27 protein-coding genes are annotated in these 26572 nt (G+C 41.6%); 8 read left to right on the top strand and 19 right to left on the bottom strand.

All coding sequences use genetic code 11. From position 1 onward, the window contains the following. Positions 1 to 4: 4 nt before the first annotated feature. From GKC25_RS14155 to GKC25_RS14140, 4 genes are read right to left on the bottom strand one after another with little or no spacing between them, the layout of a single operon-like run. A complete protein-coding gene (locus GKC25_RS14155; protein WP_034659818.1) occupies positions 5 to 1483 on the bottom strand; it encodes a Na+/H+ antiporter subunit D in 1479 nt (492 codons plus the stop codon). After that, a complete protein-coding gene (locus tag GKC25_RS14150) occupies positions 1476 to 1817 on the bottom strand; it encodes a Na(+)/H(+) antiporter subunit C (protein WP_003213576.1) in 342 nt (113 codons plus the stop codon). Before GKC25_RS14150 ends, GKC25_RS14155 begins: the two co-directional genes overlap by 8 nt. Next, positions 1817 to 2248, bottom strand: a complete 432-nt coding sequence (locus GKC25_RS14145) for a Na(+)/H(+) antiporter subunit B (protein WP_034317176.1) — start codon at positions 2246 to 2248, stop codon at positions 1817 to 1819. Before GKC25_RS14145 ends, GKC25_RS14150 begins: the two co-directional genes overlap by 1 nt. Beyond that, the gene (locus tag GKC25_RS14140; protein ID WP_342689834.1) at positions 2245 to 4650 is read right to left on the bottom strand and encodes a Na+/H+ antiporter subunit A; all 2406 of its coding nucleotides are present in this window, start codon (positions 4648 to 4650) and stop codon (positions 2245 to 2247) included. The genes GKC25_RS14145 and GKC25_RS14140 overlap by 4 nt, the downstream gene beginning before the upstream one ends. A gap of 219 nt (positions 4651 to 4869) precedes the next feature. Here GKC25_RS14140 and GKC25_RS14135 point away from each other — a divergent pair, with 219 nt between their 5' ends. Beyond that, positions 4870 to 5079, top strand: a complete 210-nt coding sequence (locus GKC25_RS14135) for a hypothetical protein (RefSeq protein ID WP_012011099.1) — start codon at positions 4870 to 4872, stop codon at positions 5077 to 5079. 72 nt (positions 5080 to 5151) lie between these two features. On the opposite strand, the gene GKC25_RS14130 is transcribed toward GKC25_RS14135, so the two are convergent. From GKC25_RS14130 to malK, 7 genes are all read right to left on the bottom strand, one after another. After that, positions 5152 to 6489 carry a 2-hydroxycarboxylate transporter family protein gene (locus tag GKC25_RS14130; protein ID WP_003213451.1) on the bottom strand — a complete coding sequence of 446 codons (1338 nt, stop codon included), beginning with the start codon at positions 6487 to 6489 and terminating at the stop codon, positions 5152 to 5154. 175 nt (positions 6490 to 6664) lie between these two features. Further along, positions 6665 to 7624, bottom strand: a complete 960-nt coding sequence (locus GKC25_RS14125) for an ABC transporter permease (protein ID WP_187704121.1) — start codon at positions 7622 to 7624, stop codon at positions 6665 to 6667. Next, a complete protein-coding gene (locus tag GKC25_RS14120) occupies positions 7625 to 8671 on the bottom strand; it encodes an ABC transporter permease (protein WP_003212654.1) in 1047 nt (348 codons plus the stop codon). It abuts the gene before it with no gap. Continuing rightward, positions 8664 to 10199, bottom strand: a complete 1536-nt coding sequence (locus GKC25_RS14115) for an ABC transporter ATP-binding protein (RefSeq protein ID WP_034659811.1) — start codon at positions 10197 to 10199, stop codon at positions 8664 to 8666. The genes GKC25_RS14120 and GKC25_RS14115 overlap by 8 nt, the downstream gene beginning before the upstream one ends. A 159-nt stretch (positions 10200 to 10358) precedes the next feature. Further along, positions 10359 to 11441, bottom strand: a complete 1083-nt coding sequence (locus GKC25_RS14110; RefSeq protein ID WP_034659810.1) for a BMP family lipoprotein — start codon at positions 11439 to 11441, stop codon at positions 10359 to 10361. A 394-nt stretch (positions 11442 to 11835) separates the two neighbouring features. Next, complete coding sequence (locus GKC25_RS14105; protein WP_034659808.1) at positions 11836 to 12543, bottom strand: response regulator; 708 nt, start codon at positions 12541 to 12543, stop codon at positions 11836 to 11838. Next, positions 12536 to 14137 (bottom strand): malate sensor histidine kinase MalK, encoded by a 1602-nt coding sequence (malK, locus tag GKC25_RS14100; RefSeq protein ID WP_187704120.1) that lies wholly within the window; start codon positions 14135 to 14137, stop codon positions 12536 to 12538. The genes GKC25_RS14105 and malK overlap by 8 nt, the downstream gene beginning before the upstream one ends. 185 nt (positions 14138 to 14322) lie before the next feature. Between malK and GKC25_RS14095 the strand changes: the two genes are divergently transcribed. Next, on the top strand, positions 14323 to 14880 hold the full coding sequence (locus GKC25_RS14095; protein ID WP_034659805.1) for a YufK family protein: 558 nt from the start codon (positions 14323 to 14325) through the stop codon (positions 14878 to 14880). 41 nt (positions 14881 to 14921) lie between these two features. Here GKC25_RS14095 and GKC25_RS14090 read toward each other — a convergent pair whose 3' ends face one another. The 3 genes from GKC25_RS14090 to GKC25_RS14080 all read right to left on the bottom strand — a co-directional run bounded on the left by GKC25_RS14090 (position 14922) and on the right by GKC25_RS14080 (position 18539). Further along, positions 14922 to 15332: a thiol-disulfide oxidoreductase DCC family protein gene (locus GKC25_RS14090; RefSeq protein WP_034659802.1), complete on the bottom strand. Its 411-nt coding sequence runs from the start codon at positions 15330 to 15332 to the stop codon at positions 14922 to 14924. Between the two features lie 18 nt (positions 15333 to 15350). Next, positions 15351 to 17252, bottom strand: a complete 1902-nt coding sequence (locus GKC25_RS14085; protein ID WP_187704119.1) for a transglycosylase domain-containing protein — start codon at positions 17250 to 17252, stop codon at positions 15351 to 15353. Positions 17253 to 17360: 108 nt separating this feature from the next. After that, positions 17361 to 18539 (bottom strand): MFS transporter, encoded by a 1179-nt coding sequence (locus GKC25_RS14080; RefSeq protein ID WP_249114944.1) that lies wholly within the window; start codon positions 18537 to 18539, stop codon positions 17361 to 17363. 217 nt (positions 18540 to 18756) lie between these two features. On the opposite strand from GKC25_RS14080, the gene kapD reads away from it, so the two are divergent. Continuing rightward, complete coding sequence (kapD, locus tag GKC25_RS14075) at positions 18757 to 19374, top strand: 3'-5' exonuclease KapD (protein ID WP_095285843.1); 618 nt, start codon at positions 18757 to 18759, stop codon at positions 19372 to 19374. Here the strand turns inward: kapD and GKC25_RS14070 are convergent. Further along, positions 19371 to 19763 (bottom strand): kinase-associated lipoprotein B, encoded by a 393-nt coding sequence (locus tag GKC25_RS14070; RefSeq protein WP_034659797.1) that lies wholly within the window; start codon positions 19761 to 19763, stop codon positions 19371 to 19373. The two genes, kapD and GKC25_RS14070, sit on opposite strands and share 4 nt — an antisense overlap. Positions 19764 to 19853: 90 nt before the next feature. On the opposite strand from GKC25_RS14070, the gene GKC25_RS14065 reads away from it, so the two are divergent. Next, the gene (locus GKC25_RS14065) at positions 19854 to 20033 is read left to right on the top strand and encodes a hypothetical protein (protein WP_034659795.1); all 180 of its coding nucleotides are present in this window, start codon (positions 19854 to 19856) and stop codon (positions 20031 to 20033) included. On the opposite strand, the gene GKC25_RS14060 is transcribed toward GKC25_RS14065, so the two are convergent. Together GKC25_RS14060 and GKC25_RS14055 are read right to left on the bottom strand one after the other, a co-directional pair. Further along, positions 20034 to 21326: a sensor histidine kinase gene (locus GKC25_RS14060; RefSeq protein ID WP_187704118.1), complete on the bottom strand. Its 1293-nt coding sequence runs from the start codon at positions 21324 to 21326 to the stop codon at positions 20034 to 20036. A gap of 133 nt (positions 21327 to 21459) precedes the next feature. Further along, positions 21460 to 22635: a MalY/PatB family protein gene (locus tag GKC25_RS14055; protein ID WP_187704117.1), complete on the bottom strand. Its 1176-nt coding sequence runs from the start codon at positions 22633 to 22635 to the stop codon at positions 21460 to 21462. An 83-nt stretch (positions 22636 to 22718) separates the two neighbouring features. Here GKC25_RS14055 and GKC25_RS14050 point away from each other — a divergent pair, with 83 nt between their 5' ends. After that, positions 22719 to 22979: a YugE family protein gene (locus tag GKC25_RS14050; protein ID WP_095285846.1), complete on the top strand. Its 261-nt coding sequence runs from the start codon at positions 22719 to 22721 to the stop codon at positions 22977 to 22979. Here the strand turns inward: GKC25_RS14050 and GKC25_RS14045 are convergent. Beyond that, positions 22976 to 23800 (bottom strand): alpha/beta fold hydrolase, encoded by an 825-nt coding sequence (locus GKC25_RS14045; RefSeq protein ID WP_034659788.1) that lies wholly within the window; start codon positions 23798 to 23800, stop codon positions 22976 to 22978. The genes GKC25_RS14050 and GKC25_RS14045 overlap by 4 nt on opposite strands. Before the next feature lie 175 nt (positions 23801 to 23975). Here GKC25_RS14045 and GKC25_RS14040 point away from each other — a divergent pair, with 175 nt between their 5' ends. From GKC25_RS14040 to yugI, 3 genes are all read left to right on the top strand, one after another. Further along, entirely contained in the window at positions 23976 to 24476 is a 501-nt protein-coding gene (locus tag GKC25_RS14040; RefSeq protein WP_003213765.1) for an Lrp/AsnC family transcriptional regulator, read from the top strand. Beyond that, complete coding sequence (locus GKC25_RS14035; protein WP_095285847.1) at positions 24477 to 25664, top strand: aminotransferase; 1188 nt, start codon at positions 24477 to 24479, stop codon at positions 25662 to 25664. It abuts the gene before it with no gap. Between the two features lie 203 nt (positions 25665 to 25867). Then, positions 25868 to 26260, top strand: coding sequence for a S1 domain-containing post-transcriptional regulator GSP13 (yugI, locus tag GKC25_RS14030; protein ID WP_034659784.1), 393 nt, complete (start codon positions 25868 to 25870; stop codon positions 26258 to 26260). Positions 26261 to 26327: 67 nt separating this feature from the next. Here yugI and GKC25_RS14025 read toward each other — a convergent pair whose 3' ends face one another. Further along, positions 26328 to 26564, bottom strand: coding sequence for a DUF378 domain-containing protein (locus tag GKC25_RS14025; protein ID WP_003212952.1), 237 nt, complete (start codon positions 26562 to 26564; stop codon positions 26328 to 26330). Positions 26565 to 26572 lie beyond the last annotated feature (8 nt).

Below are 26572 nucleotides of genomic sequence, written 5' to 3'. Positions count from 1 at the left end.
TCATCTACTCCTTCAGCACAGCTTGAATATATTTTTCTGGTGTTGATAGCATTTCCGCTGCTTGATTGATATAAGGGGCAATGAACTCTGTCCCTAACCCAATGGCAAGCGACAAGATCACAAGCAGTACGCCAGGGTACACCATTCCTTTAATCGACGGTTTCCTTCTTCGCATATCTTGTTCCTCGCCCCAAAATGCGAGCATGAAGATTCTCATAATCGAATAAAGGACAAGAAGGCTGGACAGTAAGACAAGGATAGAAAAGGTCATGTGTCCAGCAGAAAAACCACCTTCTACAATCTTTAGCTTTCCAACAAAACCACTCAGCGGCGGAATTCCTGCCAGTGATAAAGCCGAAATGAAAAACATCCACCCTAGTAAAGGCTGAGATTGAATCAGCCCGCCCATCTTTTTCAAGTGGTTTGTGCCAGCGTACACGAAGAGTGCACCTGCCAGCATAAATAAAGCGCCTTTAATCACCATGTCATGAATGAGATAATAAATGGCCCCTTGGAGTGAGGCAGGTGTATTGGCTGCAATCCCAAACAAAATGACCCCCACGGCTGTGACAATGTTATAGATCACGATCTTTTGCACATCAGAATAAGCAATAGAGCCAATCACACCGAATATCACTGTTAGAGCGGCAAACCAAGCCATGAGTGTATGTGTAAACCCTGTATCATGTATAAAAATTAACGTAAAGACTCTGGCAATCGCATATAAGCCAACCTTTGTCAGCAGTGCGCCAAATAGAGCAGAAATAGCCGCTGGCGGTGCATGATATGATCCTGGCAGCCAGAAATAAAGCGGGAAGATCCCAGCTTTTAAGCCAAATACAATGAGGAACAGAATGGAAATGACAGTGATTAATCCTGTTTGCCCTGATTCAGCGATCTTCACACTTAAATCAGCCATATTCAGTGTACCAGTGACTGCATATAAACAAGCGACACCGACGATAAATAAAGCCGATGAGATGATGTTAAACACAATGTATTTGAGTGATTCACGAAGCTGAGGCTTTGAACCGCCTAACACAATGAGCATGTAAGACGCCATTAGCAGTAACTCAAAAAATACAAACAGGTTGAAAATATCGCCTGTTAAAAAGGCCCCACTTACGCCAGCTAACAAAAACTGCACGCCAGAGTAATAGAACAGCCGCTCCTTTTCCTTCCCAATCGTTTGAAAGGAGAAAAGAACTGTCACTAGCCCAACGACGGAAGCGGTCAGCACAAGGAGCGCAGCAAACTGATCGGCCACAAGGGCAATCCCAAATGGTGCTTTCCAGCCTCCTAAATAGAGGGTTTGAATCCCATTTGTAAAAATGGTTTGGACTAAATACACATTACAGACAATGGCTGAGAGCGAAGCAAACACACTAAAGCCTCTTGACAGCATGATGTTCTTATTCATAAAGATCAATAGTGTAGCAGCTAATAATGGAATTAAAATAGGCAGGATCACGAGATTATTCATGCTGATCATTTCCTCTCATTTGATCCATGTCATCTGTTCGCAGCTCTTGGAAGGCACGGAAGGCCATGACAAGTAAAAAGGATGTCACACCAAAAGCAATGACAATGGCTGTTAAAATTAATGCTTGTGGTAATGGATCTACATAGGATGTGAGCCCCTCTTTTAAAATAGGAGGAGCTCCTTTTTTTAAGCCGCCCATTGTTAAAAGAAGCAAATGGACGCCGTGACTCAAAACAGCAGTACCGACGATGACCCGCAGAAGGCTTTTTGAAAGCATTAAATAGGTCGCCGCCATAAAAATTATACCGACGATAATAGACATTAGAAATTCCATTATTCCTTCTCTCCAATCGTTTGAATAATGGTCATGGTGACACCGACAACAACCAAATACACACCGATATCAAACAGTACGGCTGTCGCCAGTTCTGTTTTCCCTAAAAACGGCAGTTGGAAATAATCAAATGCATGGGATAGAAAAGGTGCACCGAATAGAAATGATCCCATACCCGTCAGGATCGCGACGAGCAGCCCGGTCGCTGCAACATAAATAAAGTTAAAGGGCAGAATACGTCTCACTGTTTTCAGATCATAGGCTAAAAGCAGAAGAACGACAGCCCCAGCACTCATCAGGCCGCCAATGAACCCCCCGCCAGGATTGTTATGTCCCGCAAGAAATAAGTGAAGGGAAAAAAGCAGGATGATGAATGCTGTGATTTTTGTTGTGACTTGTAAGAGCATATCATTCGTATCAATCTTCCTCATCGCCGCACGCCTCTCTTCCGTTTTCCTTGTGCCTTTAATAATCCATAAATACCGAGTGCCGCAATGGCAAGTACGGTAATTTCAAAGAGTGTATCAAAGCCCCTAAAATCAACAAGGATGACATTGACAATGTTGTCTCCGCCTGCAAGCTTGTAGCTGTTTTCAATAAAGTAAGACGCAATCGTATCAAGTGACTGATTGCTTGTTGAAGCGAAAGCAAGGCATGTCACAATGACACCAACACCTACTGAAATAATGAGATTGGTCATTTTAAATTTCCTTGTTTTTTGCTTCATGCTCAGCTTTGGCAAGTGATAGAAGCAAAGTAAAAACAGTGCCACAGAAATTGTTTCAATAATTAACTGGGTGAGGGCAAGGTCAGGTGCCCTGAAAATAACAAAAAATAGTGACAGCGTATACCCCATGACACCTAGCCCGATAATGGCTGTTAAGCGAGAACGAGCAAACACAGTCGTGAGGGTTGCTGCTATCATCACTAATGACAGAATGACCTCGTACGTGCCGATTGGAGCAGCATGCTCCATATTAAATGAGAAGGCATTCTGATAAAACATGACACTCCCAAGCACGATAATCATGAACCCAAACACATAGACAAGGTAATCACGAAGGAAACCGGTCATATAACTGTTCGTCAGGCGATAGGAGCCTTTTTCTAAGCCGATCAGTGAACGGTCATATAAGGAGTTAAATGACCATTTCTCCTTAAATATGTTGTACATTGGACGCCATTTCGACAACGTCAAATATCCGATAATCCCTAAAGCTACAACACCTATTGTCATATAAAGCTCTGGCTGAAAGCCGTGCCATGCTTCAATTTTGACAACAAACTGTTTTCCTGGATCAATCGCATCGGGAATAATGGCTGCAATCGCAGGTTCAATGACAGAATAAGCTAGAATATTTGGGAAGAAGAAAAAGGTGACCACAAGTGCAGCAAGGATAATTGGCGGGATGAGCATACCAATCGGTGCTTCATGCGGCTTTTTTTCTAATTGATCTAACTGAAGATTGCCTCTAAATGTTTTAAAGAGAAGCATCATACTGTAAATGAACGTAAAGACACTAGCGAGCCAAGCAATCGCTGGGAAAATAGCGCCCCATGTCGAAATATCTGTAAAGTTAATCTCAGAAATACGCAGCATACTTGTGAAAAACAGCTCTTTACTTAAGAAGCCGTTAAATGGCGGGAGTCCAGCCATTGAGAATGTACCGATTAACGTAATCGTAAAGGTAATCGGCATGATGGTCATTAAACCGCCTAATTTCCGAATGTCACGAGTGCCTGTTTCGTGATCAATGATACCAGCCGCCATAAAGAGACTGCCTTTAAACGTGGCATGATTAATTAAATGGAAGATCGCAGCGAGAACGGCCGCGCCGAAAAAGGCGGGGTTGTTTTCATGGATTGCAGCTGCTCCTACACCCAGCATAAGCATAATCATCCCGAGCTGACTAACGGTAGAAAAGGCAAGAATGGCTTTTAAATCGTTTTGACGAACGGCGTGGAATGATCCCCAAAATAATGTCACAAGTCCAACGATGGATATGGTCCAAAACCACACCTCTGAAATAGCAAAGATTGGACTGAAGCGGGCAACAAGATAAATACCAGCTTTCACCATCGTAGCAGAATGCAGATAACTGCTCACAGGGGTAGGTGCTTCCATTGCATCAGGCAGCCAGATATAAAATGGGAACTGCGCTGATTTCGTAAAGGCACCAAGTAAGATCAGAATCATGGCAGGGATAAAGTAAGGTGATGCCATAATGAGCTGAAGCTGATTGACTGCTTCACGAATACTAAATGAATCAGTAATCAAATAGAGGAGGATAAAACCACCGAGCATAGCTAATCCGCCAAAAACGGTAATCAGCAGTGATTTGGTTGCTCCATATCTAGAGCGTTCCCGCTTATACCAATACCCAATTAAGAGGAAGGAAGAAATACTCGTCAGCTCCCAAAACAAGTAAAGAACCACCATGTTGTCAGATAGAACGACACCGAGCATAGCGGTCATAAACATTAACAAATACGTATAGAAAGAGCCAAGCTGTTCTTTTTCTTTTGATAAGTAGAAAATACTGTACAAGACGACAAGTGCGCCAATACCTGTAATCAATAGCGCAAATAACAAACTAAGACCGTCTACATACACAGTGAAATTCATTCCTAGAGAAGGAATCCATTCGACCTGTGAAAATAACGTTCGTCCATTTGATGTCATCGTAATCATCTGGACAAAATAGCTAAATAATAGAATAGGCAAGATAAGAACAAACCACCCTGTATGTATACGCTTTACGTATTTAAAAAGAAAAGGCACAACAAACGCAAGCAAAAAAGGCGATAGGATGGCGAAGTGAATAAGCTGCAAGAAAATAAACCTCCTTCAATCAATATAAATTCACGTTCTAAAGAACTGGTAAATAAAATTATAGCGTAAATACAGACATAGTGCATTGGTTTGAACTGATTTACAGCAAACTGTATTTGTTTTGAGTTCTTTTGACCACAAAAAATATTTTATCAAAAATGAAACTCATTGTATATTGTTTTGTATTTCGTACATGCTTTTCTTAAAGGAGCTGATTACATGAAACTAAAAGCGGGCATCAGCTTAAGCATATTCTGCACGATTTTAGGAGGAGCATTCTTCATAGAACGAAATGATCAAAAAAGGTGGCAGGCGGAAAGTGAATGGCCGTTGTTTTCAGAACATCTTCTCTATATGACCTATCAAGAGGCAAGACAATATCCATTCCAGCCAAGAGAATATATACGCGTGGTCTCTGCCGAAGAATAAAACCCTTATAGGAGAAAAGAAATATAAAAAAAGCATGTGCCCGTAATAGAGCCCATGCTTTTTATTGTTTGATTAAGTAAACATTCTAAGTAAGATTGTTGCGCAGATCACAGTTGCTGCTCCGCCAAGACGTGTAGATACTTGTGCGAAAGGCATCAGACCCATTCTTCCAGAAGCTGAAAGGATCGCAACGTCACCAGTACCGCCAAGTCCGCTGTGACAGCCTGTCACAATCGCAGATTCTACTGGGTACATGTTCATCAATTTCCCAACGAAGTAACCTGAACCAACCATTCCAAGAACGACAGCGATACATACACAAACAAATGGAATAGAAATCACTGTTGCAACATCATCAAGTGGAATGTATAGAATCCCTAGACCGACCATAAGCGGCCATGTAAAGCTTCTTGATACAAACTTGTAGAACTGCTGTGAGCCATCTTGCAGATGCTGAGGCATCACGTTTAAGTATTTGATTAAAGCGGCAAGAACAATCATTAAGATTGGACCTGGAATATGAACAAAGCTTTCTAACAAACCACCAAAAATGAACGTTGTACAAGCAACGAGTACACCAGCACCCATTAACCCGAAATCAACTTTTGGATCCATATCAGGCTGTTCAAAAATTTCATTTGCCTCTTTTGATTTTACAAGACGGCCATTCCCGTTTAGTTCAGGACGTTTTTCACCAAGCTTCTTCATTGCGCCAGCACAGATAATGGCAATGACGTTTCCAATGACGGCAGCAGGAATTAATTGAGAAATTAATGACTCTGCTGATACACCAAGAATTTGTGAATAAGCAATAGATAATGGCAAAATTCCTTCACCAACACCACCGGCAATAATCGGAACAATAATAAAGAAGAACGAATGATGCGGTGTGTAACCAACTAAAAGACCAACAAGAATTCCAGCAGTCACAGCTGCAATTGTACCTGCAACAAGAGGAACAAACATACGAATAAGGCCTTGTACTAATACAGTTCGCTGCATCCCAAGAATACTACCTACTACAAGAGCAGAAATATAGAAGTAAAGGAAGTTCGACGTTTTCATAAGAGACGTAACCGCTTCCAACGAGTTCGGATTCAGAACATGAAAAAAGACCAGGAACGATGGTACGAATAAAGAAAGAATCGCCGGTCCACCAATATCTTTTAAGATCGGAATACGTTGTCCTATATCTCCAAGGAAAATCCCCAAAATCATAATAACAGCGAAACCACCAAGCATATTTGCTGGAATTTTATTAAAATAAGCGGCAGTTAAAATAATCGCTGCAAGTACTAAATACACAGGTAAGTCAATAACACCAATTTTCCAAGACATGATCTTACGGAAAACGCTTTTATTATTGTCAGAATCGTCTGTAATCGATTTCAATTGTTGTGTATTAGCCACATAAACACCCCCAAATGCTATTTGACTCAATTGTAGAAGATTCTGTGACACTCATCTATTTATTAAACTAAATTAAGTGTAATAAAAGTAAAATAAACAGGAGTTTTTATGTTTTTATCATACAAAAATCCCCTGAAGGTAGTTTGTCCTTCAGAGGATTGATCATACATCGTATTTATCGTTTTCCTTTTAAATAAGGGGTCCCAAGTGCTTTCGGTGCATCTGCCCGGCCGATGAAGCCAGTGAGTGCTAGGATGGTAAGCACATATGGTGCAATAAGCATATACACGTTCGGTATATCTTGGAATAGCGGCAGGAGAGAGCCAATGATGCTTAAACTTTGAGCAAATCCAAAGAATAAAGCAGCGCCCATTGCGCCGAATGGGTGCCATTTACCGAAGACAAGCGCAGCTAGTGCGATGAAGCCTTGTCCAGTAATGGTAGCATGTGAGAAATCAAGTGCGATGGTCGACGCATAAACAGCTCCGCCAAGACCACCAAACAGTCCACTAATAAAGACGCCGATATAGCGCATCCAGTACACTTTGATTCCCATTGTATCAGCAGCCATTGGATGTTCTCCGACTGCACGAAGACGAAGACCAAACGGCATTTTAAATAAAACAAACCAAGCAACAACCGCAAGCGCTAATGCCAGTATGGACGTATAATAAACATCTTTAAAGAATATATCGCCAATTATCGGAATGTCACTTAAAAGGGGAATATCACCTTTATAGAAAGGCTCTGTAATTTTATCTGTTTGTGCTTTCCCGTAAATGAGTTTCACGACAAACAGTGTAGCGCCAAGTGCCAGCATGTTAATAGCAACACCACTGACCGTTTGATCAGCCCGGAATGTAATGGTCGCAACTGCATGAATCAAAGAGAACAATCCGCCAATTGCCATACCGACGAGGAGCCCAAGCCACGGGGTCAAGGCCCCAAACGTATCAGCATAAAATAAGTTAAAGATAATACTAGAAAATGCTCCGACGACCATCAAACCTTCAAGACCGATATTCACAACACCTGATCTTTCTGAAAAGACGCCTCCAAGAGCGGTTAAAATAAGTGGTGCAGCATAGACAAGTGTTGCTGGGACGATGATTTCAAGAATTTGCAGAAATCCCACTTATTTTCCCCCCTTTTTCTTCATTTGGTTCATCACAAGACGGATAATATAGCTTGAGGCGACGAAAAGAATAATGATCGCTATGACAATATCAACGACCTCAGTCGGTACGCCAGATTCAAGCGGCATATTTAAAGCACCGACCTTCAATCCACCAAGCAGCAGCGCAGCAAGAACAACACCAACAGCAGTATTTCCACCTAATAAAGCGACGGCGATTCCATCAAAACCTACACCGGTAAAAGAGCCTTTAATTGAAGCATATTCAAATGTACCAAGACCTTCCATTGCGCCTGCAAGACCTGCAAAAGCACCTGAAATGAGCATCGCATAAATGATATTGCGGCGAACGTTCATACCGGCATAATGGGAGGCCTGCTGGTTCATTCCAACAGCCCGCAATTCAAAGCCTTTAGAGGTTTTTTGAATAATGACCCACATCACGACCGCAGCAATAATGGCAACAAAAATACCATTATGCATCCGGGAGAAATCGGTGATTTGTTCAAAGAAACCAGAGCGAAGCGAGGCAGTGGCATCGATTTTTTCTGTTTTATCTTTATTATTTGTTAAGACATTTGAGATCAGATAATTTGTAACATGAAGGGCAATGTAGTTCATCATGATCGTGACAATCACTTCATGAACATAAAAACGAGCCTTTAAAAACCCAGGAATAAAGCCCCATAATGCACCAGCAGCAGCTGCGGTGATGAGGGCAAGCGGCAGATGGATATACATAGGTGCATGGACAGTTGTACCGATCCATACAGCAGCTACCCAGCCAATCAGCATTTGACCTTCTACACCGATATTAAAGAGACCAGTCCGAAATGCAAAAGCAACAGCAAGTCCTGATAAAATGTAAGGTGTAACTTGTCTGATGGTTTCTCCCATATAATAGGTTTCACCGAAGACGCCATTCCAAAGGGCGCCATAGCCTTCGATGACACTATAACCGCTTGCCAGCATAATAATGGCCCCAACAAAAAGACCAAGTACAATGGCTATAAGCGGAATTAGCAGATTTGTTAAGCGATTAGACATTTGCTTCGTTCCCCACTTCCTGTTGCGTACTTCCAGCCATTAATAGACCAAGCTCTTGCTCTGTTGTTTCTTTTGGATCAACGATGGCAATAATGCTGCCTTCGAAAATAACAGCGATCTTATCACTGACATTGATAATTTCATCAAGCTCAAAGGAGATGAGCAGGACGGCTTTCCCTGAGTCCCTTTGCTCAATCAGACGCTTATGAACAAATTCAATTGCACCAACATCAAGTCCTCGTGTCGGCTGAGCGGCAATTAATAAATCAGGATTGCGGTCAACTTCTCGGCCAATAATGGCTTTTTGCTGGTTCCCGCCTGACAGGGCGCGTGCCTCTGTATATTCACTCGGTGTTCTTACGTCATACTCAGCAATGATTCGTTTTGCTTTTTGGTAAATATTTTTCATATTCATCAAGCCAAATTTTGAGTATGGGCGCTGATAATACGTTTGTAAGGAAATATTTTCTCCAATTGAAAAATCAAGCACCAGTCCGTGTTTATGACGGTCTTGAGGAATATGTCCAATTCCAGATTCGGTCACCTTCCGAGGCGGAAGGTTTTGAATGGCTTTCCCGTTTAGCATGATCGTGCCAGACTCTGATTTTTTTAGACCAGTAATGGCTTCAATTAATTCAGATTGACCATTGCCATCTACTCCAGCAATTCCGACAATTTCGCCAGCCTTCACTGAGAGGTTGAGATGTTTGACTGCCTCAATTCCTCGCGCGTCTTTTACCGTAAGGTCTTGAATTTGAAGCACTTCCTCAGCAGGGGAGGCGTCTTTTTTGTCTGTTTTAAATGAAACTTCACGACCGACCATGAGGCTCGCAAGTTCATCTTTATTTGTGCTTTCCACATCAAGTGTACGAATGCCTTGGCCTTTTCGGATAATGGTCACACGGTGACAGGCATCCATAATTTCTTTCAGCTTATGGGTAATTAAAATAATGGATTTGCCTTCATTGATTAAGTTTTTCATAATTTGTATGAGTTCTTTGATTTCTTGAGGTGTTAAGACGGCTGTTGGTTCGTCGAAGATCAAAATGTCAGCGCCGCGGTAAAGTGTTTTTAAGATTTCTGCACGCTGCTGCATGCCGACAGAGATGTCAGATACTTTTGCGGCAGGGTCTATTTTTAAACCATAGCGGTCAGAAAGCTCTTGTACTTGCTGTATGGCTTGTTCTTTGTCGATCTTTCCAAACTTCTTAGGCTCTTTTCCTAAGATGATGTTTTCAGCGACGGTGAATGTATCGACGAGCATAAAGTGTTGATGCACCATACCGATGCCTAAATCACTTGCATCATTTGGGCTAGAAATGGTTACAGGTTTTCCGTGAACCTTGATTTCACCTTTTTCAGGCTGGTAAAGACCGAAAAGCACGTTCATAAGCGTTGATTTTCCAGCGCCGTTTTCACCAAGCAGCGCATGAATTTCGCCCTTTTTCAGCTGCAGCGTAATGTTGTCGTTTGCTACAATGCCAGGGAATTCTTTGCGTATATTCAACATTTCAATGACATAATCCACAGGTTTAACCGCTCCTTTTTTAGGGTGCTGATGAAGATAAAAACTAGCAAAAGAAAAGCTGCAAAACGAGGCTGCAGCTTTTCTTTTACCACCTTTTACGAATAAAGAGGAGGTAAAGGAGAGGCAAGGGGATAAGGCGCGCTTATCCCGATGCTCAAATTAAGCTTTAAAATCTTTTAGTTCATCACGTGTTGCAGGGATTTTGACTTCACCCTTGATGATTTTTTGTTTCCATTCTTCTACTTTCTTCAATACATCTTTGTCAAGGTTGTCCTGAGATGGAGAAATGTCAACAGCGCCTTCTTTCAGACCGTATGTGATCACTTCGCCGCCAGGGAATTTACCTTCTTTTGCTTTCGTCGTTAAGTCTTGTACCGCTGTGTCTACTTTCTTAATCATAGAAGTAAGAGTGACACTTTGTTTTGTTCCAGGTACTTTTCCTTCGTCATACTGGTCTTTATCTACACCAATAACCCAAACTTTACGGTTAGGATCAGCTTTTTTCAGGTTTTTCGCTTCTGTGAAGACACCAGTTCCAGTACCGCCAGCTGCGTGATAAATGATGTCGACGCCAGATTTGTACATGCTTTCAGCTGTTGCTTTACCGATGTCTGCTTTATCGAATGCACCAGCATATTTCACTTCCACTTTTGCTTTCGGGTTAGCTGCTTCAACGCCTGCACGGAATCCAACTTCGAATTTTCTGATTAATTCAGAGTCAACGCCGCCAACAAAACCGATTTTGTTCGATTTTGTAGAAAGAGCAGCCGCAACACCTACAAGGAATGATCCTTCATTTTCGTTAAACATAATGCTGGCTACGTTGTCTTTTTTCACAACTGCATCAACAATACCAAAGTGATTATTTTTACGTTGATCTGCGATTTCACTAATAGAATCTTGCATTAAGAAACCAATTCCATAAATCAGGTCGAATTTCTCACGAGCAAGTGTGTTTAAGTTCGTTGTATAGTCAGCGTCTGATTTAGATTGTAAGTAATCAAAGCCGTTTTTACCTTTTTTTAAATTGTTGTCTTTCCCAAAAGCTTGTAAACCTTCCCAAGCTGATTGGTTAAACGATTTGTCATCGACACCACCGACATCAGTTACCATTGCAACAGTGAATTGATCTTTATCTTTTTTGCTTTCACCGCTGTTTGAGCCAGAGTTGCCGCATGCTCCAAGGATGGTTCCTGCTGCTACGACTAAGGACAATGCTAGTCCAATTTTGCGCTTCTTCAAAACATAACCCCCTATAAAATTTAAAAGTTTCAGAAAAGTCTCGCGAAAAAAGACCGTTCTACCTCTTCTCACCCTTCTGAATAGGGTATTTTATCCTGCTTTCTCCTGAAACTTATGGAGGGAAGGAGAGAAGATGTAAGACATCAGACTTATATCTCGTTGAACTAATCAATCATAATTTATCATTTCCAATCGAATAAATAAATAGAAATTTGTTTTATTTTTAAAAAAATGTTAAAAGGCTAAATACGATGTCTTTTTATCTGCTGAAATATGATATAATGCCGCTTTTGTGATGTGCTCTACTACAGTGGAACCGCTGATATCAAGGGGTTTGTGACATCGTGTGCCATAAAAAAACATCTGGCCTCTGTAAAAGGTCAGATGTGTCAAATTATAGATATTGCTGAATCAAATTCATATTTGTTGTACTGAGTTTATATTGGAAAACAGGACGTCCAATTGTCCCGTATGCCATTTCGACATCAACTACTTCGATGTCCTCAAGGAATTTCAAGTATTTTCTAATGGAGACTTGAGAGATTTCTGTATGATTCGCTAGGTCTTCGGTCGTGAAAGCTTGATGACCGAATGATTGAATACTTGTCCAGATGAGTTTGAGTGTGCTTTTGGTCAGGCCTTTTGGCAGAAGGACTTTTTCTGTCTCTGCTTTTTTATGAAAGAGCTTCGCATCTAAATCATTTTGCGAGATGCTGTTCATCGTTTGGTACAAGGCGTGTTTACGTTTATACTCTGAGAGCGCTGATTGGAAACGTTCAAACTCAAATGGCTTGATTAAATAATCAACAGCCCCGTTTCGCATCGTTTGCTGGATCACGTCGACTTCATTGGCAGCTGAAATGACAATGACATCAACAGAATGATTTTGCTTGCGTATTTCTGATAATAGGACCAGTCCATTTTGTCCAGGCATATAAATATCGAGCAGTACAAGGTGAATGGCTTCTGTTTTTAAGATGTCCAGTGCCTGCTGAAAAGAGGTGGCAATCCCTTTTAATTCAAAGCCGTCGATTTGGGTCAGGTAGCGTTTGTTCAGCTCCCCAACCATTGGGTCGTCTTCTACTATTAACACATTAATCATGTGAATCCTCCTTTTGTTTATACGGAATGCGGAGACTAAAGGTCGTTCCTTCTCCTTTTTCACTCGTGACAATCAGGTGTCCGTTCATTTTTTTGATGCTTTGGTCAACAAAGTAGAGACCGAATCCTCTGTCTTCTCCTTTAGTTGAAAAGCCTTGATCAAACATGATGTCTTGTTCATCTTTTGTGAGACCAACACCTGTGTCCGTAATCTCAATATGAAGCTGCTCCTGGACGTATCGGAATGAGATTGAGATGTTTTTCGTCTCAGTATGAGAAACAGCATCGAGTGCGTTATTTAACAGGTTGCCAATCACGGTAATGAGATCATGCGTCACTGCTGGGTCCTCTGAATTTGGGACTTGTGTGCTGCATATGACTTCTAAGGTCGCGCCTTGTTCCCTGATGTAGCTTTGTTTTCCTAGTAAAAATCCTGCTAAAACAGAGTTTTTCACATGGTTGATGATTTCATTTGTTTCCGTTTGCTGATATATCGCAATATCTTTGATATAGGTGCCAAGGTCATCGTAGTTTTTGAGCTGAACCAATCCTAAAATGACATGAAGCTTGTTCATAAATTCATGTGACTGGGCACGGAGGGCATTTGCATACATTTTGACCCCGCTCAGCTGCTCAGCCAAGTGTTTGACTTCTGTTTTGTCACGGAAGGTGGCGATTGCCCCGACAATCTCGCCTTTTACCGTAATCGGGACCTCGTTAAAGACAAGCTCCAGTCCGTTCATTCTCACGTCGCGGTCAAGCAGCGGCTTGCGTGTTTCAATGACTTGCTTTAAACCGCTTGAAGGGAGGAGAGCCTGAACATCTTGTTCTCTAGGGTCAACCATAATGCCCATATTATGAAAGAGCCGTTTGGCTTCAGCATTGGCTAGCTTGATTTTACCGTGCTGATCGACGGCAAGAATCCCTTCTTTTGTTGATTCTAGCATGGCGCTTCGTTCTTTTAATAGTGTGGCGATCTCATCTGGCTCTAGTCCAAACATAATCTTCTTCACTTTTCGTGCCACAATGAGTGCTCCGATGATACCAGAAAGAAGACTGAGCGATATGACGAAGTAGAGCGGAAGTAAGCTTTGATGAATAATCAAGTCAATTTCCTTTAACGTAATCCCTACTGCCACAGCCCCGAGCTGCTTTCCATCTTGATCATAAACAGGAACAAAAGCACGCATGGATCTGCCAAGTGTTCCAGAAGCCGTACTAATATGTTCTTTACCCTGTAATGCTGGTTTTTCATCACCGCCAGCAAACCGCTTCCCGATCTTCTGCGGATTTGGATGGGTTTTTCGAATACCGTTCATATCCATCACGACAACGAATTCGGTTTTGGTGATTCGCTGAACACTTGTTGTATATTGACGCAATGCTGAATATGATCGATTTTCTTCTAATGATTTCGCTGTGATCGGAGCCTCTGCGACCATTTTGGCAGTGGAGAGGGCGATGTCACGTTCCTGCTGATGAATGTTCTTAGCTGTTTCCGACCAGATCGTAAAGAATGTGATACAAAGGGAGATCAGGACAACGATACAAACAAAAATCGTCAGCCGTGTTTGCAGTCTTAATGTTTTTTTCACGAGTATACCCCTAACGCACGATTTTTTCGTAATAGTAATACTTTAACGGGAAAATGTAAGTTTGTGAAGGAATGTACGTGCAAAATCACAAATTTGATTTTGCTGCCAGTTTACTTTGAAAGCATCTTGTCAATCCGTTTTAAGTGAGCCATAATAAATGTGAGCTTATGAGAAAGGATCTATTTATGAAAAATACATATTTGACTGGATATTTTCCGCTGATTTCGATTTTACTATTCAGCTCTGCTTTTTCGATTTTCACAGTAGGTATCACGACTGATTTCTTGACTCAAGCAGGTATTTTAAAAGGAATGCTGGAATTTTTCTCGGAACAGGGCATCAGGCTTGCTCTTTTTGCTGCTTTTGCACTTGTTTATTTTATGATTTTATCTGCCTTGAAACTGATTGCAGATACGGTGTTAGAGCTGGCACTACTCTTTTTCGCGAAAGATCCTGAAGGGGAGAACTTAAAGAAAATTCGGATTGCATCCGTTGTTTATTTATTTGCCAGCTTGCTTGCATTTCTGTTGACGCAGCAGCTGATTCTGCTTGTCGGACTGTTTGTTTTAGCAAGTCTTGTCTATTTTATCTGGGTTGTGGTTCGCATTTATCAATCGCTTTCCATGCTGAATTTAATTGGATTTATGATGTTTATTCTTCTGTTTTGGGCAACGTTTTTAATCGGCATTTTGTACTTATTTATTAAGCTTTATAACAGTGTTATGGCGAGTCTGCCTTCTTAAACAGACAAAGAAAGCATCCTCCACCATCGGAGGATGCTTTTTTATGAAAGAAACCGTTTTTGAATATCGGGTGTAGGCATCATACAAGATGTTTTTTGACCAAACCATTTGTAGCGATTTTTCGCCATCCGCTCATAAAACCAATCACGGATAGGGCGGGGAATGGCAATGAGTAAATAACTCCATTTGTAGATCCCTTTTAAATGCCGCGTGGCTTTTAAGATGCCTGTCGACTTCGTATAAAGGGTGCCTTTTTCAATATAAATGAATGAATTGAACTCATCTAAAGGCAAACCGTTTTCTTTTAAAATGCGCTGCCCTGTATCTGATTGTAATGAAGCAAACATCATTCGCTCATCTGGATCACGCTTAATCACAAACTGAACAGCACCGCTGCACACGTTGCAGACACCGTCAAATAAAATTAAATGGGGTGGATGTGTTGAATGCATCGCAATCAAACCTCCTGTTTATCTGGCGTATTGCATCGTATTTTTCCAAATACGTAAGTGCGGGCTGGAGCTGTAAATCGATTCAACCGTTCCTCTATCTCTTCCAACCCATACACCCATTGTATATTGATCTGTCAGTCCAACAAACCAAATGTCTTTGTAGTCATTGGATGTCCCTGTTTTACCACCAATGTAAGGGGAACTGAAATTCGCTTTTTTCCCTGTTCCGCTTTTTACAACGGAGGCAAGCAGTTTACGCATTGTGTCATTTGTACGCTGAGAATACACTTGCTTCGGTGACTCTTTCCACTTGTAAAGGGTCTTACCGTTTAAGTCTGTTACCTTTGTGATCGAATGACTTTGTGTGTAACTGCCTTGATTGCCAAAGACGGTATACGCATCTGTTATTTCTAGCGGCGAGAAGCCCTTCGTAAATCCGCCAAGTGCAGAAGGAAGGCGATAATCATCCGCTACGATATGTTCGAATGAGAATTTCTCTAAATAGCTGAAGCCTTTTTTGACACCGACTGTATCCAGCATTCGGATCGCAGGTGTATTGTAAGAGTTCTTAAAGGCTGTTTCAAGTGTGACAGTTCCATACGTTTTATGATTATAGTTCTGCGGACAGTATCCGCTGCTGCAAAACTTGCCGGCACTGATTTTGCTTGAAGCTGTTGCACCGGTTTGGTCGATGTAAGGACCATAGTCTAAAAGCGGCTTAATTGCAGAACCAGGCTGTCTTTGCGCTTGATAGGCGTAGTTGAAATCAAACTTCTTATAGTTTTTTCCGCCAGCAAGTGCGACAATTTGATGCGTTTCATGATTAATGACCGCTGATCCGCCTTCTACACCTTGGTAAGGGAGTTGCGCATTGAGCTGATAGACGGCTCGTTGCTGTAAGGAAGGATCAAGTGCCGTATAAATTTTGACACCATCCTGAAGCAGGGCACTAACTTTTTCAGATAATTCTTTTTGAATGGCTTTTTTTGCTCCATCTGTTTTGGCTTTCTTCAAGCGGTTTGTAAAGCCTTCCTGATCTGACACAAGATCGGTGAATTCCTCATTGGTATATGTCACATAGTCAGGGTAAAGGTTTTTCTTTTCACTTAAGGACAGGCTGATTTTTTCTTTGACGGCTTTTTTGTATTGCTTTTTGGTGATGACACCGTCTTTCTCTAAAATACCAAGCAGTCGTTCTTGGCGTTTCTTCGTGTGCTTGAATTGTTTCAATGGGTCATACAGTGTTGGGTTGTTTGGAATCGCAGAGATAAATGCCATCTGTGCAAGCGTTAAAGAACTAAGCGGCTTATCAAAATAGTAATTAGCCGCAGAACCGACACCGTAAACACCATTACTGAAATAAATCGTATTTAAATAGCTTTCGAGAATTTCATCTTTCGAGAATTTTCGCTCTAATTCATAGGAATAGAGAAGCTCTGTAAACTTTCGGGTGAACGAACGTTCATGGCTTAAATATAAGTTACGGGATAATTGCTGTGTGATCGTACTCGCTCCTTGGCTGATGCCATGGTTTTTGACATTTGAGGCAAGGGCACGAACAACCCCCATAAAGTCAATGCCTTTATGGTCATAAAAGTTCCGGTCCTCTGAGCGGAGGAACAGCTCCTTCACAGAATCAGGAATTTTATCATACGTCACGAACACTCGGTTTTCATCGTTTGATACGATCTCGGAGATGAGAGAACCATCCCGATCATACATATAACTGTTTTGGGAAAAATCTATCTTTTCCAGCTTGATTTTTTGATCAAGCACTTCGTTAACAGGCTTGACACTTGCAGCTTCTTCCTTTGATAGATAAAAAGTCAGAACAAATAATGGAATGAGGGCAGCAAGTAATAACCAACCAATGATTGCACGAAACATGAGGTCACTCACTTTCTTCAATTTTCTAGCCATATCGTACCATTCTTTTGCGAATACGAGAAGGTTATTTTTAGAAAAGAATGGGCGTGAAGTCTAGTGAATAAGGCTTCTACACAAGAAAAAAGAGTACCTGATGCTGGATCAGACACTCCTTTCTTTTGTCTTCGCATGCGAGCGGACCGCCCATAAAAATAACGCGCCAAACAGAAAAATTCCGGCGGTGACATAAAAGACAGCTGGAATCCCGTAATGACTCGCCACAATGCCGCCAATCACCGGACCGACGACATTCCCAAGAAAGCGGAAGCTGACATTGTACCCGAGCACTTCCCCTTGCATAGAGGCAGGTGCTTTGATCCGAATATACGCCGTCGTACACGGAATAATCCCGCCAAGTGCCATCCCATATAGAAAACGGAAAAGTACTAACATCACATAGGAATCCGCCATCGCTTGCGGGATGAATAAAATAGAGGAGAGGATGAGAAGGGCAAGCAGCACCTTGTCGTGACCAATTCGATCTCCGAGATCTCCCCATTTTCGTGTAAAGAGCAGATTGCCAAGTCCAGTTGCAGAGAACGCAAGACCCGCATAAAATGCGAGATTAACAGGACCGTGTAAATCATGAATGTATAAAGCCAAAAGTGGCTGAATGCTAAAGTTCCCTACTTGTGTAATAAACGTTAAAAGCATCGTGACCACAAGCAAAGGCTGTTTGAAAATATGAACGAGTACATCCTTCCGTGAGTAAGAAACGCGCTTTGCTTCTTTTGAACGGATGGGCTGTTCTTTCACTCCGAAAATAATCACAATAGCTGACACATAAATGACAGTCGCTGTGAGGAAAAACGTATAAATAAATCCGACGCTGTCTGCCATGAAGCCGCCCATTAATGGACCAAACAACCCCCCGGCGACATTACTCATCTGCATCGTTCCAAGGGTTTTACCTGCAGTTGCCTTTTCCGTCTGTGCAGAGATCAGTGCCATTGAAGTCGAGATAAAGCCTGTGACAAGCCCCATGAAGAGCCGCAGTGCGAATAGCTGATAAACGGTTTGCACAAGCCCCATTAATAGAATACTTGTTGCAATCCCAATTCCGTTAATGAGCAAAATCTTTTTATAGCCATGACGGTCACCAATCCGTCCCCAAATCGGAGAAATCAGAAAGGCCGTTAAAAACGTGACCCCAAAGACATAGCCGCTCCACCTTTGGACAAATTCATTTGAATAGCTGCTATCAAGAGATTCTATGTAAAGTGATAAAAAAGGGACGATCATTGTAATGCTGGCAGATACAAAAAAGTTCACAAACCACATGATGTACAAGTTTTTCTTCCTGTTTGTGATAGAGACCACCTTCTTTATTTATTTCGTGTTCCTTAATAATTATAAAGGAAAATAAACGATCTTTCATCTGATGATAGGTTGGGCATAGTGAATCTGCATTATTTTCAAGAAAATGAAGTGATTTCAAGGTCCGTCTTAATATAATGATATCAGGATGAAAAACTGACGAGAAAGTGAGGTGAGACTGGTGGAACAGAAGGCGGTGCTTGTGGTCGATTTTGAATTTACGATGCCTGATGGAAAGTATCATCCACAAAATTTTTTTCCTGAAATTATTGAAGCTGGGGTAGTGAAAGCGGCAAGTGAAACGATTATAGACACGTTCTCTAGCTACGTCAAACCGAAAAAGTTCCCGAAGCTGACGAAGCGCTGTAAATCGTTCCTCGGCATTACGCAGCAGGATGTAGAGAGCGGAATTTCCTTTGAGGCGTTTATCGAGAAGCTCGTGTCGCTTGATGGGGGAGAGGATTGTGAGATTATTACATGGGGCAATATGGACATGAAGGTGCTGAAGCAAAACTGTATGCTGAATCACATTGCCTTTCCTTTTAAGGGGAAGCTGAGGGACCTTGCCTTTGAGTATAAAACCTTTTTTGGTGATCGTACACTGACAGGGCTTCGCAAAGCGGCAAAGGAATACGGCAGTGAAGGAGCTGGTAAGCATCATAAAGCACTTGATGATGCTATGACGACTTATCAGCTGCTAACCCTTTTTGAAAAAGACAGAGCTTATGTGGAAAATCCGCAAACAACCAAAATTGGTGAGCTGATCGATTTCTCACACTTTTTTGATTCGGCTGATTAGCGGGCGTCTTCTGGAAAATAATCTTTTTCGAGAGAAGATAGGCACGCTCTTGATTTTTCAGCCCATTTGGAATCATCCGCATGGAGCGTTTGTTTTAATTTATCTACAGCTTCTTTTAGTGATACTTGATAATCTGGTATACCGCCATCATAAGGCTTCACCATATGATGAGGGATATTCGTCTGTTCACGATAGGCCAAAGCCCGTCTCTCTTGGAAAAAAGGCACGTCTGCTTCTTTTGGGTGATGCAGGTCGCCTTGAGTGGGATGTGTCAGAACGGCTTTTACTTGAACGAGATAGGTCGATGGTTTCACTGCTGTCACTTCCCCAACGTAAACACCTGTTTTGTAAAATCCTTTCACAACTTGTCCAATTTGAATGTCTGTCATGTGAAATTCCTCCATTTCCTTCTCGCAGGAAGGTATTTCATTTCTTTTAGCCAATATAGTGAAGTAAACGAGCAAAAGGGGGAATGGCGAATGCTGTCGTTCATCGCACTCTTTCTACTGTATTTTCCTGAAGATAAAAGGGAGTACATCCCAGCGGCAATCACCACGGTGATTTTCTTCATTGCTGCTTTTATTTGCTTTCGTCTGATCGTTCGTGCGTCTAAGAAGCAGGAGCGGATAGATGAAAAAAGGACAAAAAAAATGGATTGATCATTTTCTTCTTGTATCTTCAGGAAACTTCACGGTGACGGTTGTACCAGACTGCAGCGAGCTTTTGAAACGAATGGTTCCATGGTGATTTTCAATGATAGAAAATGTCACTGTCAGCCCAAGTCCAGTCCCTTTATTTTTCAGGGTGTAATATGGTTCGCCAAGCTTTTTCATTTGGCTTTCTGTCATTCCTACACCGTTATCCACGAAACAAAGGCATATTTTATGATTTTCTTTTGAAGCAAAAAGTTCAATTTCCCCTTCGTGTTCTGGGGCTGCTTCAATCGCATTTTTGATTAAATTAATCATGACTTGCTTGATCTTCGTTTCATCACCTTGAATGTATAAGTCTGGTTCAATGGATTGATGAATCGTGACTGATTTGAAATTGGCATAGGATGTCATCAGTGATGCACATTCCTCTAGTAACTTAGATAGATTGAGAGATTCAATTTGATAATAGTTTTGTTTCGCAATGTCAAGATAACTCGTGATAATATCCTGCGCCCGGTCTAACTCGGACAGAACGAGATTTTTATAATCTTTATTGGTTGACGGCTCTTTTGTATTGTCACTAGAAAAGAGCAATTGAATAAAGCCTCTCACCACTGTCAGCGGATTGCGTACTTCATGGGCAACGCTTGCAGCGAGTTCACTTACAATGGTCAGTTTTTCTGACTGGACGAGCTGTGTTCTCATTTGCGCATTTTCTTTGACGAATTCAATGGAATAGATACTTAGCACAAGAAAGAATATGTAGTAAAGGGTTGAGAAAAATAACTCAAGTAACTTTTGCTGCATAATAAAGGCTGGGCTGTATTCCATTAAGCTGACCGCAAACAGTCCAATGTAAATAAAGAATCCTTTGGATAAACCGATAAGCACTCCATACATCAGCTTTTTCAGCTTCGAATATTGACGCCATTTACGGTAGAACAGAAATGGGATGAAAAAGTAAATCGGAACAACAATGAGTCCAACCCATAAGAAGGAGCCATACATCACGAATTTGACCATGGAACTTATCAAGATGGCGATGATCCCAGCAGTGTACCCTCCGTATAAAATGGCAAGTACAAGAGGGATGGATTGAAGCCCAGTCTGCAAATCTAAAATCGAACCAACTGGATATATAATACATAGTGCTGAAGAGATGAATGCGAATACTGTGATGAGCAGTTTATTCGTTTTTGGGAAATGAGCAGGGGTCCGGCTTAGCCATAGCGCATGATATAAAAAGATTGGAAATAGAATAAAAGATACATGGAGCAGAAAATCCTTGAACATTTCCATTTAAATGCTCTCCTCGTAAATAATTGTAATTCCTCTCATTATATCATCTCATGTACAAAGTAGATATGATAAAAGGAGGGTTTTTTTCTTTAAAAAGAACACCCGTTAGGATGTTCTTTCGATTGTATAGGGCTTATTCAGATGATCGCGTGAACGCTTGATGAAGGCGTTTCAATCCTTCTATGACTGTTGAAGCAGGACAGCCTAGATTCATCCGAATAAAGCCGTCTCCTTCGTGTCCGTACACGTGACCAAGCTCTAGGATCACTTTGCCCTTTTTCAGCAGATTCCGTTTCAATTCCGCTTGACTGAATTGATAATCCCGAATGTCCAGCCACAATAAATAAGAAGCATCTGGTTTCATATAACGCATATTTGGAAGGTGTTCGTCAATATAGTCCATCGCCATTTTTATATTGTTTTCGAGATAAAGAACAAGTGCATCGAGCCACTCATCCCCGTGGCGGTATGCTGCTTCCATCGCAGGAATCGCAAATGCATTCAGTTTGGCTAGTCCGTTTCTTTGCAATTCATTGGTGAAAAGGGTTCTTTTTTCTTCATCGGAAATGATAATGGCAGATGCTTGGAGGCCAGCTAAATTAAATGTTTTACTTGGTGCAATACACGTCACTGTGATATGTGCTACGTCGTCAGAAAGACTAGCAAATGGCACATGCGGCTTTCCGTATAGCATCAAATCAGAATGAATCTCATCTGAAACGACTGTGACACCATGCTTGACACATAAGTCTCCTACTCGTTTTAATTCCTCTTTTGACCACGCTCTTCCGGACGGATTATGCGGATGACAAAGGAACATGAGCTTCGCTTCTGGTCTGCTCAGTTTTTTCTCTAAATCATCAAAATCCATAAGATAGCGGTTGTTTTCTATTTTTAAAGGGTTGGTTGAGACTGTACGTCCATTTCGCTCAATCATTTGATAAAAAGGCGTATACACTGGTGACTGTATGACCACTTCGTCATTCGGTGCTGTAAAGGCTTGGACAGCAAAACTAAGTGCCGTGACAATCCCTGGTGTGAAGGTGACGGCTTCTGTCTGAATCGACCACCCGTGTCTTCTTTTGAGCCATTCGGCTACTGCCTGCTGCGTATCCTGGTCTTGAAAGGCATAGCCAAATACGCCATGATCCAATCGCTCTTTCAATGCATCAAGGACGACCTGCGGCGCTTTAAAATCCATATCTGCCACCCACATCGGCAGTGCATCTGTTGTCAGGAACAAAGACTCTGCTTGGTCCCATTTCACTGATTTTGAACCTTTACGTATGATCTGTTCGTCGAAATTCATGAAACCCACCTCTAGCCGTTTTTCAACCATTGTTGGTTGTGCTAAAATAAACATCACAAAATTTATTATAAGCGGTGATACCGATGAAAGATAGTCAAGCTGTAGAAGAGATGATTCAACTTATTAAGGCATGGGACCCTTTTCAATATGGAGAGGACTTTTATGAAACGGAGCCTGCTGACGTCATCAGTGCATTATACGACGCAGAAGACTCTTTATCTTTAGCAAAAGACATTCAAGCCATTTATCATCACTCATTTGAGCAGCTCCTGCCTTTCGAAAACTGTCAACATATAGCGAATCAGCTTTTCGTCATACGAGACAGCAGCTCCTGCACACGCTAAGACAGGCTGAAATGTCCGATTTGATCAGACACAAAGACCGGATTTTCCTCAGGAACGAGGTGCCCGGTTTTTTTTAATGCATGCAAGGTCGAGTTTGGCAGATCCTTGTGCAGTCTTTCTCCTATTTGAATGGGAACGATCCGATCTTCCTCACCCCAAATGAGCAGCACTGGTGTCTCCATTTTCTTTAGGACATCCGAGGTCAAATCGCCTTCCCGGTGCCGAATCAAGCGGAAAATTCCTCGGAAAATTTGATCATCAGAAAAAGGCTTTAAATATCCGTCCACCATCTCTTGATCAATGATGGAATGATCATGTACAACAGCGGTTAAATTTTTCATTATGCCTTGCTTCAAGAGCTTTCTTTTGAGATAGAGATAAAAATAAGGAATATATGTGCTGTAAACAAGCGATCTCTTTGATTTATTTAAATACCCTGAGCTGCACAAAAGTACCGCCTTTTCAAATAGGTCTGGCCGTTCAGATGCAGCGTATAAAGCAATTTGGCCGCCCATCGAATGACCCACTAGGATCGCATGCTGAATCTGCAAGTAACCAGCTAGCTCAATAATGATCTTTCCCATGTTGCGATAGCTGTAAATAAACGTATTCGACTTCTCGGACTGTCCAAATGGCGGCAGATCGATTGCAATTAAATTGAAGTCTTGTTTCAGAAGCGGGATGAGCTTTCGATAGCTGAAGGTAGAAGAGAAGAGTCCGTGAATTAAGATCAATGTTTTCTTCCCCTTATTTGGATAGTGCTCATAATAGATATCTAAACCGAATTTACTTTTCATATAAGCTGGCTGAACAAAGTCCACACTCATCACTCCGATACTTGATACTCTCTCTGTTAGGTGACTGTATTGTACCCTAAAAAGTGGATTTTAAGCTATGGTTAGCATCTTTTCCCTGCTTAGCATAATGGGAAAAACGTGCTATAATGTTCAGAAGATTTTTTAAAACTAGCTTTTACAATCTGAGGTGTGAAATCAAATGAAACTAACAGAAAAAGAAACTGAAATATTAGAGATTTTAGATGAAAACAGCCGTGCCGATTTAAATACAATTGCAAAAATGGCAGGCGTGACAACAGAAGAAGCAGAAGCGATTATTCAAAAACTTGAAGATCAAAAAGTCATTATTGATTATTCAACCATGATTGACTGGCGTAAAGTAGATGGTCACGAAGGCGTCACAGCAATGATTGATGTCAAAGTGACACCAAAAAGAGGCGTCGGATTTGATGAAATTGCTGAACGTATTTATCGCTTTCAGGAAGTGGAGTCTGTCTATCTCATGTCAGGTGTTTATGATCTATCTGTTGTGATCCGCGGAAGATCTATGTCTGATATTGCTCGCTTCGTGTCTGAAAAATTATCGACACTTGATTCCGTTGTTTCAACAACTACCCACTTTATTTTAAAGAGATATAAACATGATGGGAAAGTGTTTGAAACAGGAGACGATGACAAAAGAATCGTGGTGTCTCCTTAAATGAAAAAGTCTTATTTATCTGAAACGGTACAAAGCATTCAGCCGTCAGGTATTCGGAAATTCTTTGATTTGGCAGCCACAATGGAAGGGGTCATTTCCCTCGGTGTCGGCGAGCCAGATTTCGTGACAGCTTGGAATGTCAGAGAAGCAAGTATTATGTCATTAGAACAAGGGCTTACCTCTTATACGGCGAACGCAGGGTTGTTATCTTTGCGAAAAGAACTGAGCCACTATTTATATAAGCGGTTTCACATTGACTACAGTCCTGAAGAAGAACTTATTATCACAGTTGGCGGAAGCCAGGCACTTGATTTGGCCTTTCGTGCGATTTTAAACAGCGGGGATGAAGTGATCATTCCAGAGCCTTGTTTCGTAGCATATGGGGCCCTTACGACACTTGCAGGCGGAGTACCTGTTTATTTAAGTACCTCGGCTGAAAAAGATTTCAAAGCAGACTCGGCGGATCTACGCACGAAGCTGACGCCTAAGACAAAAGCGATCCTTCTCTGCTCACCATCAAATCCAACTGGCTCTGTCTATTCAAAGGAAGAGCTTGAAGATATTGCTCAATTTGCAAAAGAGCATGACCTTCTCATTATCACGGATGAGATTTACGCAGAGCTGACGTACGATGAAGCTTTTACAAGCGTGGCGGCAATTCAAGATATGAAGGAAAGAACGATCCTGATTTCAGGCTTTTCAAAAGGGTTTGCCATGACAGGCTGGCGCTTAGGATATGTGGCAGCACCACCTGTACTGCGCGATGCTATGCTGAAAATACACCAATATTCTATGATGTGTGCGCCCGCTATGGCACAATATGCAGCAGAAGAAGCTTTGAAAAATGGGCTTGAAGATGTAGAGAAAATGAAGAAAAGCTACAGAAGGCGCCGTAATTTGTTTGTCGGCTCCTTGAATGAACTGGGGCTTGCATGCCACCAGCCAAACGGCGCATTTTACGCTTTCCCGTCCATTAAAACGACGGGCATGACGTCAGAACAATTTGCCGAGGAGCTGCTCCTGAGTGAAAAAGTAGCCGTTGTCCCTGGTAATGTCTTCGGGCCGAGTGGTGAAGGTCATATTCGCTGTTCATATGCTTCGTCTCTTGACCATCTTCAGGAATCACTTTCAAGAATCCAGCGCTTTTTGCAGGAACGACAAGTGAAAGAAGAAGCACCTGTCATCTAAAATAAAAAAAGGCATCAATCCATTAGGACTCATGCCTCTCAAATTAGGGGGGAATACTAGAAAGCATTCTTGTTTTCAGGTATTCCCCCTTTTGAACTGATCTAAACCCAATTAAAAAATATTTTGCGTAACTGACCGTTCTATGATATAGTTTTTAATTGCGTATAAACGAATATTAAAACATTTATTTAGGAGTTGTTATCATGGCGACAAAGTTTGAAGTAGGCAGTGTTTACACTGGTAAAGTAACAGGATTACAAGCGTATGGTGCGTTTGTTGCATTAGATGAAGAAACTCAAGGACTTGTGCATATTTCTGAAGTAACACATGGCTTTGTAAAAGACATCAACGAGCACCTTTCAATTGGTGACGAAGTACAAGTAAAAGTTCTTTCTGTTGATGAAAAAGCAGGTAAAATCAGCCTTTCTATCCGTGCTACACAAGATGCACCTGAAAGAAAAGAAAGCAAACCAAAGAAACAAAGACCACAGCAAGTGAAAGAAGAAGCTGCTGCACCACAAGGTTTCAATACACTTAAAGATAAACTTGAAGAGTGGATTGAGCAATCTAACCGTAAAGATCTTATCAAGAAATAAAAAAAGCACCGCTTCAAACGGTGCCTTAGGCTGCCTCGTATAGGCGGCCTTTTTTATGTCTTTTTGTTTAGCGAACCTCTGGATTCGGCTCGTCACGGCGAACAGCTTCTTCGCTTGGCTTGAACAATAGACCAAGGTTAACAAGACCTGCAATTCCAACAAGACCATAAATAATACGTGATAATGCAGAGCCTTGTCCGCCAAAGATCGCTGCTACTAAGTCAAATTGAAAAAAGCCGATTAGTCCCCAGTTAATAGCACCGATAATCGTGAGCACGAGGGCAATACGCTGAATAGCACTCATCGTGATTC

Origin of the sequence: Bacillus pumilus, from assembly GCF_038738535.1 — a bacterium.
Classification (GTDB): domain Bacteria; phylum Bacillota; class Bacilli; order Bacillales; family Bacillaceae; genus Bacillus.
The sequence above is the reverse complement of the archived record's forward strand: the minus strand, read 5'-3'. Positions and strand labels throughout refer to the sequence as shown.